This window comes from Elusimicrobiaceae bacterium (assembly GCA_017520185.1).
Taxonomy (GTDB): domain Bacteria; phylum Elusimicrobiota; class Elusimicrobia; order Elusimicrobiales; family Elusimicrobiaceae; genus Avelusimicrobium.
The window spans coordinates 138915-153355 of record JAFXGO010000008.1; the positions used below are offsets into that span (position 1 = coordinate 138915).

At 43.6% G+C, this 14441-nt stretch carries 12 protein-coding genes and 1 tRNA gene; 7 read left to right on the forward strand and 6 right to left on the reverse strand.

All coding sequences use genetic code 11. The features are described 5' to 3' along the window. Nucleotides 1-100: 100 nt before the first annotated feature. Entirely contained in the window at nt 101-1261 is a 1161-nt protein-coding gene (locus tag IKL48_01250) for a hypothetical protein (GenBank protein ID MBR3603311.1), read from the forward strand. 103 nt (nt 1262-1364) lie between these two features. On the opposite strand, the gene IKL48_01255 is transcribed toward IKL48_01250, so the two are convergent. The 5 genes from IKL48_01255 to IKL48_01275 are packed head-to-tail and all read right to left on the reverse strand — an operon-like array spanning nt 1365 to nt 7870. Then, nucleotides 1365-2354, reverse strand: coding sequence for an electron transfer flavoprotein subunit alpha/FixB family protein (locus IKL48_01255; GenBank protein ID MBR3603312.1), 990 nt, complete (start codon nt 2352-2354; stop codon nt 1365-1367). A 12-nt stretch (nt 2355-2366) separates the two neighbouring features. Beyond that, on the reverse strand, nt 2367-3164 hold the full coding sequence (locus IKL48_01260; protein ID MBR3603313.1) for an electron transfer flavoprotein subunit beta/FixA family protein: 798 nt from the start codon (nt 3162-3164) through the stop codon (nt 2367-2369). Nucleotide 3165: 1 nt separating this feature from the next. Continuing rightward, nucleotides 3166-4395 carry an acyl-CoA dehydrogenase family protein gene (locus IKL48_01265; protein MBR3603314.1) on the reverse strand — a complete coding sequence of 410 codons (1230 nt, stop codon included), beginning with the start codon at nt 4393-4395 and terminating at the stop codon, nt 3166-3168. After that, entirely contained in the window at nt 4395-5633 is a 1239-nt protein-coding gene (locus IKL48_01270) for a glycosyltransferase family 4 protein (protein ID MBR3603315.1), read from the reverse strand. Before IKL48_01270 ends, IKL48_01265 begins: the two co-directional genes overlap by 1 nt. Then, complete coding sequence (locus IKL48_01275) at nt 5633-7870, reverse strand: hypothetical protein (protein MBR3603316.1); 2238 nt, start codon at nt 7868-7870, stop codon at nt 5633-5635. The genes IKL48_01270 and IKL48_01275 overlap by 1 nt, the downstream gene beginning before the upstream one ends. Nucleotides 7871-8025: 155 nt before the next feature. Between IKL48_01275 and IKL48_01280 the strand changes: the two genes are divergently transcribed. The 5 genes from IKL48_01280 (at nt 8026) to IKL48_01300 (ending at nt 11295) form a co-directional block, all read left to right on the forward strand. Then, on the forward strand, nt 8026-8679 hold the full coding sequence (locus IKL48_01280; GenBank protein ID MBR3603317.1) for an OmpA family protein: 654 nt from the start codon (nt 8026-8028) through the stop codon (nt 8677-8679). Between the two features lie 102 nt (nt 8680-8781). Beyond that, a complete protein-coding gene (locus IKL48_01285; protein ID MBR3603318.1) occupies nt 8782-9633 on the forward strand; it encodes a hypothetical protein in 852 nt (283 codons plus the stop codon). 10 nt (nt 9634-9643) lie between these two features. Continuing rightward, nucleotides 9644-10084 carry an NfeD family protein gene (locus tag IKL48_01290; protein ID MBR3603319.1) on the forward strand — a complete coding sequence of 147 codons (441 nt, stop codon included), beginning with the start codon at nt 9644-9646 and terminating at the stop codon, nt 10082-10084. 1 nt (nt 10085) lies between these two features. Beyond that, nucleotides 10086-11087 carry an SPFH/Band 7/PHB domain protein gene (locus IKL48_01295; protein MBR3603320.1) on the forward strand — a complete coding sequence of 334 codons (1002 nt, stop codon included), beginning with the start codon at nt 10086-10088 and terminating at the stop codon, nt 11085-11087. Between the two features lie 135 nt (nt 11088-11222). Then, a tRNA-Thr gene (locus IKL48_01300) sits at nt 11223-11295 on the forward strand. 174 nt (nt 11296-11469) lie between these two features. Here the strand turns inward: IKL48_01300 and IKL48_01305 are convergent. Next, complete coding sequence (locus IKL48_01305) at nt 11470-13821, reverse strand: O-antigen ligase family protein (protein ID MBR3603321.1); 2352 nt, start codon at nt 13819-13821, stop codon at nt 11470-11472. 118 nt (nt 13822-13939) lie between these two features. Here IKL48_01305 and IKL48_01310 point away from each other — a divergent pair, with 118 nt between their 5' ends. Continuing rightward, a complete protein-coding gene (locus IKL48_01310) occupies nt 13940-14431 on the forward strand; it encodes a prepilin-type N-terminal cleavage/methylation domain-containing protein (protein ID MBR3603322.1) in 492 nt (163 codons plus the stop codon). Nucleotides 14432-14441: the final 10 nt, after the last annotated feature.

A 14441-nucleotide genomic window follows, 5' to 3' on the forward strand; every position in this document is an offset into this window, starting at 1 on the left:
TATTATATGAAATTCCCCCCTCTGCTCGCCGTAAAGGTTGGTTTTTTAGGCGAGGCTTAGGCGAAAGCAGAAGCAAATGTAAATTTGATAAAATATGAACATGCAACATCCTTTTATCTCCCTAGATTTTGGTAGCGGGCAAATTTCCGCCGTGCTGACTGTATATGACGAACAAACGCTCTCTTGCCGCGTTCGCCATGCTTTGCGCGAGCCTTGCCCGTCCGTTAACGGATGCTATATCTTGGATTTTGATAAAACAGTACGTTGTTTGAACAAAATATTCTCTCAGTTTCAGGAATATATAGATTTTGCACCCACCGTTTCTGTAGGGTTAAGAGGAGACTTTTTAAGTTTTCGCCGTTCCGCCGGATTTAAACCTATTGAAAACCAAGACCAAATCATCACATCCAAAGACGTGCAGGAAGTGTTGGATAATTCTATTCCCATTAATTTAAGTGAAATATTGGAAGTGGTAGATTTATTCGCCCAATCTTATACGGTTGACGGAAATGCCGGTGTACAGAACCCTGTTGGATTATTCGCCAATTGTTTAGATGCGGAAACTTTTTTATCTTTAGGCCTTAAAACTCATTTAAATAATTTAAACCGCGTGTTGGCAGCCGCCGGTTGTGAAGATTTTGAAGCTGTCCCTACCATTTTAGCCTTAGCGCATCAGTTGCTTAAACCGGAAGAAAAAAAAGGTTCTTTGTTGCTATTAGACATTGGCGCACAAAATAGTTCTGCCTTGCTTTATCACAAGGGAATTATAGAGGCCGCATGGGAAATCCCGCAAGGGGCTGATATTGTGGCACAAGAAGTATCCGAAGTATTACAAAACGAACTCAGCCAAGCCAAAGCCATTTTAAAAGATTATACCTATGGCGATGATGACGTCATGGACGATTTGTTGGATGAAGCAGCCACCAAAATGTTGCTAACCTTACGCAAGACATTGATTTTAGAGCCACGCTATGCAAAATATGCTCCCTCTGTAGTGGTATTAACGGGTGGCGGTGTGGGCATACATGTAAAAAATGCCGCCCAAAAAGCACTCGGCATTCGGCGCGCCAGATTGGCCAATTTTGAGCATTTGATTGCAGACGGAGAAGAAATGTTGGCTGCGCAATATACGTCTGCGTTGGCTTTGGCACGTCATTCTCAACAACATGGCGGACGCAAATTATCCTCCCCCAAAGAAAAGGTCAGCGGCTTATTAGACCGCATGCTTTCCAAACTTGGGTTAAACTCTTTCTTTTTCTAAATTATTTTTTTATACTTCTAACAAATTCAGCAACTGAAAAACACAGGGTAAAACATAAAGTTTTACCCTGTGTATCATTTTCCAATTCCGGCAAAAGCCCTTTTTATTTATCCAATGCTTCTAACATCGCGGGAATTACTTCATACAAATCTCCTTCCACCGCGTAATGCGCCATCTTCATAATAGGGGCTTCGGGGTCTTTGTTAATAGCCACCAACACATCTGCCCCACTGCAGCCGGCCATGTGCTGGATTTGGCCTGAAATACCGCAAGCAATATAAAGTTTGGGCTTAACCGTTCTTCCCGTAAGACCGATTTGACGGCGATATTCAATCCACCCACTATCCACCGGCGGTCTGGTAGCAGCCACCGCACCGCCTAAACGTACGGCCAATTTGTTTAACAATTCAAATCCTTCCGCTTTACCCAAACCGCGTCCACCGGCCACGATGACTTCGGCTTCAGAAAGGTCCAATCCTTCGCCTTCACTTTTAATAAACTTTAAAAATTTGGCCAAAGAAGTGTATTTTTGAGCATCAAAAGCAAACTCAACCAACTCTGCTGTTTTCCCTTCCGTTTTGGCAGCTTTGGGATAAGACATCGGACGCAAAGAACACATTTCCGGCCGAGTACGCGTACAGGTAATGGTGGCCATGAGGTTTCCGCCAAAAGTAGGGCGCGTGGCATGCATTTGTCCGTCTTCTTTATTAATCACTACTTCGGTGGCATCAGCCGTTAAACCGGTACCGGCAAAAATAGCCGTTTTGGCAGATAAAGAACGGCCTAAATTGGTGGCAGGAAGCAAAAATTTATTAGGCTTATAGGCCGAAATCATGGCACTTAATGTTTTGGCCCATACGTCATCTATGTAATTTTCCAACGCAGGACTATCGCACACATACACTGTATCTGCACCATGCTCAAACAAATCTTGAGCAAATTTTTTGACATCTTTGCCCAACAAAACGGCACACAGTTTTTCTCCCAAATCAGTGGCCAAATTTTTCCCTGCCGTTAACAGTTCATAAGCAGTCGGGCTTATTTTACCTTGCGAAACTTCTGCCAAAATCCATACATTTTTCCATTCGTTCATAAATAAACCCTCTTAAATATATTTGTTTTCCTTGAGTAAGGCTACCAATTTGGCCGCTTTTTCTTTGGCATTAGTTCCCTCTATCACAAGGGCATTGGTGCAGCGTGTCGGAGAGAAAGACTTTACCACACGGGTCGGGCAATTTTTCACCCCTAATTTATTTTTATCGGCAGCAATATCATCGGCCGTCCATTTCACCACTTCGGCACGTTTGGCAGCTATGCGCCCTTTGATGCTGCGCACACGAGGATTACTGATTTCCTTCACCACACTGATCACACAGGGAAAAGGCAACTCTATCACGTCGGTACCGGCTTCGGTTAGACGTTCTACCGTCAGCCCTTTTTCTCCTACAGAAATGACCTTTTTGACAAAGGCAACATTAGGCCAATGCAACCATGCAGATATTTGAGGGCCGATATGCCCCGTATCACTATCGTTGGTTTGCTTTCCACAAATAATGACATCTATTTTTTCAATTTGGTCAATCTTTTCAGCACCCTTTGCTAGTGCATAACTGGTGGACCAAGTATCCGAGCCGGCAAAGGCCATATCGGAAAGTTGGTACACTTTATCGGCACCGCGCGCAATACTGTCGCGCAACACATTTTCCGCCGCCGCAGGCCCCATAGTAATCACAGACACTGTGCCGCCCATTTGTTCCTTCAGCACCACTGCTTCTTCTAAGGCATATTCATCAAACGGATTTATAGCACTTTCGGCACCGGAGCGAATCAAACAACCGGTGACGGGGTCAATTTTTACATTGTCAGATTTGGGGGTTTGTTTCACACAAGCCAAAATATGCATATTACTCTCCTTTAGCGGCATATTCTTTAATCAAAGCCGCTATAATTTCATTTTTCTGAATATGCACCGTACCCTCATAAATTTGGGTAATTTTAGCATCGCGCATATATTTTTCTAACGGGAAATCACGCATATAAGCCACCCCACCGCACAGGGTGACACACTCATCAGCTACTTCCATTGCCGTATTGGCACAAAAGAGTTTGGCCATAGCACTGTATTTGGTCCAGCGCACCCCTTTTATTTTTTTCAATTCATCATGTACGGTGGTACCGTTTTGCAAAGCGGCTTTCACCGCCGGCAAAAATTCCTCGTCCATACGATGCGTCAAATTGTACACCATCGCCCGGCCGGCTTCGGTCTTTGCGGCCAGTTCAGCCACCTTGTGGGCTAAGGCTTGAAAAGTGATAATCGGCTGCCCGAATTGTTTGCGGGTGCGCAGATAAGGCACCGTTTCGTCCAATGCCCCTTGTGCAATACCTACCGCTTGGGCTGCCACTCCCGGACGGGAATAGTCTAAGGTTTCCTGTACATACAAAAGTCCACGCCCTTCAGAACCCAACAGGTTTTCTTTAGGGACACGTACATTTTCAAAAATAAGTTCATAGGTCGGATTGGTACGGATGCCCATCTTTTCTTCTTTTTTACCGAAGGTAAAACCGGGTGTTCCTTTTTCAATCACCAATAAAGAAATACCCCTCGCCCCACGAGAAGGGTTGGTATTAACGGCAACCGTATAAAAATCGGCCTCTTTACCGGTGGAAATAAAATGTTTGGTACCGTTTACTATATAATAATCACCCTCTTTAATAGCGGTGGTTTTCAAAGCAGTGGCATCGGAACCGGCTTCCGGCTCCGTAAGTGCAAAGGCCCATAACTTTTTACCGCTGGCCAAATCATAACACCAGCGTTCTCTTTGCTCCTGCGTAGCGGCCAAAAACATCGGAATTGCGCCCAAAGCCGTCGTTCCGGGTGTTAAGGCAAGGCCGGCACATACACGAGAAAATTCTTCAAATGCCATCGCCAAACAAGTAATTCCCCCTCCCAAACCGCCGTATTTTTCCGGCAACCAAACTCCAAACATTCCGCTTTTGCGAAATTCTTCTAAAATCTCCGGAGAAAAGACTTCCTTTTCGTCCATTTCAGCACGAACGGGTTTTAGTTTTTTCTGAGCAAACTCACGCGTTGCGTTTAAGGTTTCCTGCTCTATTTCGTTGATAGCGTAGTCCATTATTTATGCTCCCCCTTAGGCTGAAATTTCCGATGGGAATTATGCTTTTTATGACGGAAAAACTTTTTATGACGGCTCTGTTTTTTAGGCGCTAAAGAGCGGTAAAGCTGCTCTTGGCGGCGAATCATCACCGGCACCGTAAATTCACCAAAATCTCTACGTTCAATATTGTTTTTAAAGCGCTCACGCAAACCGTTATTGCGCAGTAAAGTGCGGATTTTTTCCGCCAATGCGGAAATATCTTTTACTTTGACTAAGAAACCGGTGCGATTATCCGTCACCACCTCGCTAATGCCGTCTACATCATAGCAAACGGCCGGTACTTGATGGGCCTGCGCCTCCAGCAAAGACATAGGCACCCCTTCACGCAAAGAAGTGCTGGCATAAACATCACTAATGGCCAAAAGTTCGTCTGTATCGCCGCGCCAACCCGGAAAGATGACCTGCTTTTCTATCCCCAAATGTTTGGCTAAGTTGGTAGCGGTGGTTTTTAATTCACCGTCACCGGTATATACGAAATAGACATTTTTCATCTTGCCCAGCACCTTATAAGCAGCTAATACAAAATGAAGCGGATTTTTAAGCGGCTTAAAATTAGCAATGGCCAGCACCACACGCGCAGTGGCAGGAATTTTTAAAGAAGCTTTTTTAGACGCCGGATTAAAATTAGAAGGAAGTTTACGTTCAAACTCAATACCTGCGCGAATAATTTCACTCTTGACTCCTTTACCAATACCCAGCTGGGCCGCTTCGGCAGCGTTTTTCTTGGAGACAAACACTAAAACATCTGTCATAGAGGAGCAAAATTTTTCCGTTTTTACAAAGAAATTAAAATGCTTGGCACCATGCTCTTTGGCAAAACCCAACCCATGAAACGTATGCACCACTTTTGCCTTTCTGTAAAATATACGCGCGGCAATACGGCCTAAAATACCGGCCTTCGGTGCGTTGGTATGCACAATGTGCGGACGCAGTTTGCGCATTAAAAGACCCATTTGAATAATGGCGATGGCATCATGAAAGCAATAGCGGGGGCGTACATCATGGCGCAAAGCAGGGATAAAATGTATATTTTTAAATTCCCGCTTTACTTTACCGTCTAAACGACCGCCTTTTCCGGCTGCCAAATGAGTTTCAAACTCACGTCTATCCAAGCGCTTAATTGTGGTAAGCACGCTGTTTTGTGCGCCACCTTGATCGAGCGCAGTAATAAAATACAGAATTCTTGTTTTTTCCATTAGTGTACTTCTCCGGTATGGGTATCTAATATACGGGCATTCGGAAAGTAATATTTGATAATACCTTGATAATCGCTGCCTCCGCGCGCCAATCCGTCTGCGCCGTTTACACACAGACCTACCCCGGTGCCGCTATCATAACCGCGCACCAATACGCGCACTACGTTTTTGCCTTTATACATGGGTACAAAATCAAAAAAGGTAGAGCGCATCGTCCCCGCACTCAATATATAACTCACTTCTTGCGGAGTTTGGGCTTCATAAGTACCTTTACTGCCCGTAAAGCGCATGGCTAACACGCGCCCGTTGGGAGAAAGTTTTGTTGGCGTCATGGCACGCAACGTGCCGAATTTCCCACGCGCATTCAAGCGCGCTTGTATATCTTTTCCGTCATACAAATAAATCCACTTCACATCCGCCCATTGGGTCTCATCATCAGGACGAGCGTATAAATCCGCCGGAGGGCTGGAAAGGATATATTTGGACAAATTGGCTGGGGAATAGGTATAGTTCGGGCGGTTTTGGGTATTGGCCACTTGGTCATAACTTACGCTGCCACAAGCTCCGTAGTAGCCCAAATCCGTACCGGACAGTTCTAAACCACGAGAGGCTTTGACTGCCTCCAACATGGCCAGCACCGTCAGATTAATTCCCTTAAACTTAAAATAAACGTCATTATCGGTAATATGATAAACTTGCGTTGCATTTTTTTCAGCAGCTTCTTTTAATGCGGCGCGAAATACCACCGCCAATGCCGCCAATGCTTGCGGATGTTGAACGGCTTGGGCCTGAGTGGCCAGCAAAGCCGGAATCAAATCCTCTATATACACATGATTGATAAGCAACATGCCTTCCTCTTGCGGAATAACTGTCAACGAGCCTTTTAATTCTTTATCGCTAAAATCAGCAGCAAACAAATCCTTTGCTTCAGCCTCTTTTACTACCAAAGTCTTCACCTCTTTTTCCGTAGCAATCGTAAACGGTTTTCTGGAGGAAAACTCCACATGCCCATACCTATCTTTAAAATCTACGGCTTTCGTCTCCGGATTAAAAGACAAGGTGCGCGTCACATAAGAAGGAGATTTCAACACCTCCCCCAAATGTTGGCTGCTGATGGTCATGATGCCGGAAGGAATCACATTTACTTTTTGCAAAGCAACAGGCTCTTGCCAACGGTTGGCATACAAAGCCATTTTGATAAGAGGTGAAGGAACGGAAGGTAAATCCTGCACAATGGGACGGTCTAAACGCAAGAAAAACAAATAATCGGACAAATTACCCGATAAATCTTTAGCAAAGCGAGACACCTGCTTTTTGGCTTTTTTATCGGCCGGATCTAAACTGTACAAAGTGGCATAAGATTGAAAAGCAGCAAGTTTATTTTGTTTATTTTTCGCCGCTAATTGCGCCAACATTTGCATAGCCGGGTAGTTATGCCCATCATGGCTCAAAGATTGTTGTAAAAAAACGGGGGCCTGATAACGTGAAGATTTTTTCTGTGCGGCCAAGCGGCCCATCATATATGAAGCAAAAGAAATCTTATACGGGTCAGAGGTATAGATATATTGCAAATCTTCGGCCGTCTTGGTGATATTTCCTTCAAAGTAATAAGATAGGGCTGTGCCTAATTTGGCAGAAGAAGCATACTCAAAATCTGCCGTTAAAAACAGCATATCGGCAAAGGATTTGCGTGCTTTTTTGTACTTTCCGGCAGAAAACAATGTCCACCCGCGCGTTAATTCAATAAAAGGATCTTCCGGTTCTAAGACGGCCGCTTGATTAATATAAGATAAGGCTTGCTTTACTTGCCCGCGCTGCAAGGATAAAATAGATAATTCCAAATTAGCACGTGCGGAGACGGATTTGTCAGCAGAATTTTCATATGATTTATAATAAAAGAAACATTCATCCGGATCGGCGGTCAAACATTTTTCAGCCACTTCTTTCAGTTCTGCCGGTTGAGTATAATCCTGAACAGACGTGTGCAAAATTTTATCGTTCAACTGAAAGTCCATACGGGTCACTAAAGAACTTTTGGTCACCGTACCGGACACAAAACCTTCCCCTTCTTTAACGGCTTGTATATTTTCTGCTGCACCTTCGCTCAGGGTAATACTAGCATGCCCCACTGCAGGCACCGCTTTATCAGTCAAAGAGGGCAACACCGTATTTTCTGCACGTGCTATGCCCGCAGCAAATAAAACAAAAACAGATAAAATAAAGGCACATTTTCTCATATACAGATTATACCAAATTCAACTCTATTTCCTGAGCAAAAAAGCAACTCCCTTTTAGGTTTTACATAATTGCTTTTCAGATGGCACGAAAAAAGATACAATATATCCACTATTTTAAACACTTCCTCTATGGAAGTCAAAAGGAGACCCGAAACATGAAAAAACTGATTCTGTTAGGCAGTGCCGTATGTTTGTTGTGTGCTGCTTGTACTACTCCGGGCAAACGTACTGCTTGGGGTGCCGGTGGCGGTGCTGCCGTAGGTGCTTTGGCTGGGGCTATTATCGCCAATAATACCGGCGGTCAAAGCCATCAAGGCGCCATTTACGGTGCTTTGGCTGGTGCAACAGCCGGTGGTTTGTTGGGCAACTATTATGATGCTCAAGCCAAAGAATTAGCCGCTATCGCTGACGTGACTAAAGTAAAAGATGCCAACGGAAAAACCATTCGCTTGGTAATCACTTTGAAAAACGAAATTTTATTCGAAAGCAGCAATGCCGCTTTGTCTGCTGAATCCGTCACCACTTTGAACGATTTGTTGCGCGTACTTAAAAAATACCCGAAAAACAATATCGTAGTAGCCGGTCACACCGACTCTACCGGTTCTGACGAATTGAATAACGCTTTGTCCGTACAACGTGCCAAAGCCGTGTACGACTATTTATTGGCCAATGATTTGCAAACTAAAAGCATTCAATACGTAGGTTATGGCAAAACCAGCCCCGTAGCAGACAATTCTACTGCTGAAGGCCGCGCCAAAAACCGCCGCGTAGAACTTTTGATTACGGCCAATGAAAAAGATTTGCAATAAGCCAATCTTAACTTACAAATCCTCCGGAAAACCGGAGGATTTTTTTTTACGAAACGTAAATTTTCTTACACATATCAGCAGTAAATTTGCTATAAAATATTCATGGCTATCACTCAAAAACATCAAATCAAGGCCTTGATTGAACTGCTTGGCAAAGAAAGCGGCGAGCAGGCGGTGTTTTTGCGTACGGAGTTGGCCCGCATCATGAAAGAACAACCGCAGGCTTTAAGAGATGTTATTGAGCAGGATTTCCATTCCTCTGTACCGGCTGATTTAGTGCATAATATTGAGCAAGCCTGTTGGGAAAACTTAGCCCAAGAAATAGAAGTATTTGTGGCCAAAATCAACCCCTCATTGGAAGAAGCTCTTTCCATAGAAACCCGCTTTGTCAATCCGGCTATTAAATCGGAAGAAATAACGCAAGACTTAGATGTTGTTGCTCGCGGTTTGCAGCCGTTGGCGGCGCGTTCGGCCAATACGGCTGACTTATTGCACGCGATGGAATATTTCTTCATTCAAAAACAACAATTAACCCTTGTACCTACTATCAAAGATATCAAGGAAATTTCTTTCGGACGATTTTTACAAAAAAAACGCGGCTCTGCCTTGTGTTTAGCCTGTTTATATGTATTATGTGCTGAACGTTTCGGCCTAGAAGCCGGCGTGGTGGATTTGGCCGGAAAACTGATGGTTTTTATCCGTTTAAATGACTCCAGTGAGAAACTATTTATAGATCCGGTGGAAAAAGGATGTTTGTTCACTGAATTTGATTGTCACCGTTATATTGATTCTCGTAATTTGCAATGGAATGAATCTTTTCTTTCCCCGTTATCCTCCCGCACCTTACTGCGAAGATTTTTTGGAAATATGATTTTTGCTTTAAATAAATTAAAGGACGAACGGCGCCTAGATTATTTACGCCGTTATATGGATATTTTAAAAATTAATTTCTAAGGAGAATGTAATGGCTTATCATTTTTACCTAAGTTTGGGGGTATTGTGTTTTGTGGGAGAAATGTTTACGATGGATTTTTCCCTTGCTTGTTTCGGTGTAGGGCTTTTTGGAGCAGGATTAGTCTCTTTCTTAGGTTTGGGATTTGGTTGGCAAGTGGCCATTTTTGTAGTTCTTTCTTTGGCCCTGTTCGTAGGGATTCGTCCTATTGCTTTAAAACATCTTTATCAAAAAAGCAAACACATTAAAACCAATGTGGACGCCTTAATCGGTCGTGTGGCTTGTGTCACCTCCCAACCGGACGAAGACGGTATCGGACGGGTACAAATAGATGGAGACTCTTGGAGAGCATACTTTAACCAGCCGGCCTCAGACTCAGATCAGGTGCGCGTAGAAAAACTAGACGGAAATACCCTTTTTGTAGTACCTATTCAAAAGGAGGAAAAGAAATAATATGGACTTGTATACCACATTTCTGGTAATGATCGTATTTTTTGCAATCGTACTCATTGCAAAAGGTATTCGCGTCGTTGATCAAGCGCAAGTAGTCATCATCGAGCGATTTGGTAAATATCATAGGGTTCTAAAACCGGGCATCAACTGGATTATCCCCATTATGGATAAACCCCACATCATGGAATGGCGCGAAAACCATGAATATATCGACGGCGCCGGCCGCACGCACATGATTCCGCGCAAAGAAGCACGTACGGTGATCGATATGCGCGAAACGGTGTATGACTTTCCACGCCAAAGCGTTATCACCAAAGATAATGCTACCATTGAAATCAGCGCTGTTTTGTATTTCCAGATCACCGATCCCGTTAAAGCCGCCTACGAAGTGGAATCTTTGCCGGTAGCTATTGAAAAATTAACCCAAACCACCTTGCGCAATATTTTTGGTGAGTTGGATTTGGACCAAACTTATACCGCACGCGAAAAAATTAATAGCAAACTTTTAGTGACTTTGGATAATGCCGCCAACAAATGGGGTGTAAAAGTAAACCGCGTAGAATTGCAAGACATTATCCCCCCCACCGCTATTCGCGAAGCAATGGAAAAACAAATGAAGGCTGAGCGCGACCGCCGGGCCACCGTCACGGAAGCGGAAGGGTTGAAAACTTCTCAAATTTTAAAAGCCGAAGCTATTCGCGAAGCCGAAATCAAAAAAGCTGAAGGTATGAAACAGGCCGCTATTTTGGAAGCGGAAGGTATTGCCGAAGCCAAGATAAAAGTAGCCAGTGCTGAAGCCGAATCTATTAAAATTTTGGCAGCAGGTGTGGGAGACAGAGCCAACCCAGCCAATTATCAGGTTTCTTTAAAATATATTGAAGCCTTATCCAAAATGACCGAAGGTAAAGATAATAAAGTTATTTATATGCCTTACGAAGCCAGCAATGTCTTAGGAGCGGTAGCTGCTATTAAAGACTTGACCGGCGGAGCACCGCAAAAATAATAAGATTTCCTTCAAAAAAACCCTCGCTTTTCAAGTGAGGGTTTTTTATTGATTTATTTATAAAATAAAGAAAAAAGTGCAAAAGTATTTTGTTTTTTGTAAAATATATTTATCACAGTTCTTTTCCTTTTTTACGCCAAGATAGCTCAGCTGGTAGAGCAACCGCTTCGTAAGCGGTAGGTCGGGGGTTCGATCCCCCCTCTTGGCTAAACTTTAAGCCCTCCGACGGAGGGTTTTTTTTCGTCTAAAAAACACTTTTTTTGCTTGCTTCTCGTCGTAAAACTACTTACGCAATAAGCGCGGTTGATGATGATTTGCGTGTCAGCAAAATGTCAGCATAAATATGGATGGATGGACCACTCTCTTTTAATGAGAGAGAGTTCTATTTTTTATCCGGGAAGTAATTAAACGGCGGTTGCCACAAACGCATCTGTAATTGGTCCAATTTACCGGAGCGTTTATGACTGTCTAAAAATGCAGGCTCCGTCACTTCTTTAGGTCCTCGACGATAGGCATCTATCCATGCTTGCGCTTGAGCCGGCTGATGTTCCATTAAGGCAATGCTGGTTAAATATACATAAGTAGCTTCGTTAACGGGGTCTAAGAGTAAGGAGTGTTGAAAACTTTTTTTGGCCTGTTCCATATTTTCTACCGCTTTTTGATGATAGTCCGCTTGCTCAAAACCCAACCGCGCCGTTTGTGAAAGTTTACTAAAGTACACAGCATAGGTATAATAAAACTCCCCAAAAGCCTGATGCAACATTGCATGATTGGGGACGTGTTTTTCTACATATTTTAAGTCCTTTAAAGCGCGGTCATAATCGTTAGAAGGTTCTTTTTTATCACCTTTGAGAGGAGAAAAAGTTTTGCTTAAATCCATCGTTTGGCGCAAAATATACGCCCGATACTGCCGATAACTGGGGACTAAAGGATTGGCAACAATGGCTTTATTATAAAAATCTAAAGCACCGTCTAACAAACCTTTACCAGAAAAAGCCGCCGCAATACCATAATAATGGTCTGACAAAAAGAAACCGAACACAACATAAACGGGCAACAAACTCATCAATAGTATCACAGGTACCCGTACCCAACGGGCTATCCAAGAAACCTTGATATAAAGCCAACCCACAGCCACAACAACCCCTATAAGCACCGTCCAAGCGCAACATTTCAATAGCCATTCGCCTAGTCCTTTGGCTGCTATATTGGCAGCGGTTTGCCCAAACATATAAATCACATAATACCCCACATAACACACCCCCGCCACCAACACAAACCGACTAATCCCCAACCACAGCCCACTTGATGAAGCAGGCAAACGATCCGATTCTTGCTGCGCCGGCATCACCAAGCGCACAATAAGCGCGGCAAAAACAGCAAAGAAAAGCCCCGTAGATACAAACCGGATACTGATATCAAAAAAACTATGAACCAAAATACCAAAAAATGCACTTGTATATCCCAGCAACCACCAAGTTTGAGCAGCAAGTTTGTGACCGCTTTTGCGTGCCTCTTGTGCCATACTTTTAATGCCACACGAACCGACATAAATCACAAAAAACAAAAGCCCTAAAAATAGCACCAACCCCACTGTACCGGCAGTGGCCCATTGTTCTAAAAATTCATTTTCAGCATGTTGCGTTTCATTATTATGGGCTTTTTCAATATAAAAAATTTGCGGTTTGCGATAGGCCGGATAAATCGCTTTAAAACTGCCTACTCCCGTACCCATGATAGGGCTTTGCTGTACCATAGAAAATGTAGACGCCCATGTATAAGCGCGGAAACTGACAGATTGAAAACGCTTTGCCGCATATACACCCGTTAAAATCACCGCACCCAATAAAAGCAGTGCAGCGGCTATATGCGCTTTGCGCAGATGTTTTTTAACCCCTGTTATGCCATAGGTGTAAAGAGCGGAAAAAAACGTCACAGACGCGGCACACCCTATCCAGGCACCTTTACTTTCACTGAAAAACAAATCAATGGAGGCAACGGCCAAAAGAGCTAAAAGGCTTTTTTGTTTCGTTCTAAGATACTCTGCTGTGACGATACAAGAAGAAAAAACCACAAAATCAGCAAAGAAGTTAGGATTAGCATGGGTAGAAAAAATCCGCGTACCGAAAAACCCTCTCCAAGGCATAATATCCACCCCCACTATCCAGCGGTCCAGCACTTGCACTATACCATACAGACAGGATATCCATGCCGCCCAGATGATACATTTCGTTAACACTTTGGCGGAATTTTCATTAAAACGATCTAAAATAATAATAGATAGGAAAAAATATAACACATATCGGAAAAATTCATCAAACCCGACGAGTTTATAAGGGTTAAAAGCATAGCCCAAAAAATTCCAACCGAAATACAAAAGGAAAGGCAAAAACCATACTGCATTTTTACGCGTAAAGGGCCACCGTTTTTGTACCGCCAGCAAACTCAGCCATAGAGCGCTGAGCACTAATCCTCCTGTTTGAAACAGGGTAATCTTAACAAAAGCGGTATCATATGTACCCGTATAAAAAGAAATAGATACCAATAAACACAAAAAACCCACTCCCCAAGACAAAGCCTTATCTACAAAAGACACAAATCTGCCCGTCTTTTGCTTGGTTTGGCAAACTGTATGCGGAGATTCTTGGCCTCTGAAAGGCACCCAACCTGCCCCTCTTTGAGCGGATTGATTCGCAATTTTCTTAAGATTTTTGGAGGTACGTTTGGCTGACATACATACATGGTAGCAATTTTCATTAAGATTTAAAAAATTTACTTGTTTTTAGAGTCTGATTTGCTATACTATGTGTACGGACTAGCAATAGTACCCATTTGGATTTAAGGAGACATTTATGAAGAAAGGTTTTACTTTAATTGAATTGTTGGTAGTGGTACTCATTATCGGCATTTTATCGGCGGTGGCATTGCCTCAATACACTACTTCCGTAGAAAAAGCCCGCGCTACTGAAGCAGTGACCCTGTTGGGCAATATTCGTCATGCGGCGGAGCGGTTTCGTTTACAAACCAACGCATGGCCTACTTCTTTTGACGATTTAGACCTCGAGGTTCCCGATGAATCGGCTGATGCCGGTGCCCAAACCAAAAACTTTAGCATCACCATGCAATCTTTAGACAGCGGGGATTTCTTGATTACGGCGGAAAGAGCTACCGGCGGTAATGCCTACAAATTATATACAGCCGTCGATACCAGCGGAGAGGCTGTTCGTTGTTGTGGAAGTACGGCTCCGTCCTCTGCCAGCGCCTGCGGAACAGCCGCCAGCGGTGAAATTTTGAAGATGTGCAAAGCCATCACCGGCGGACATGACTCTGACGGAAAATGGTAAAAGTTGTTTT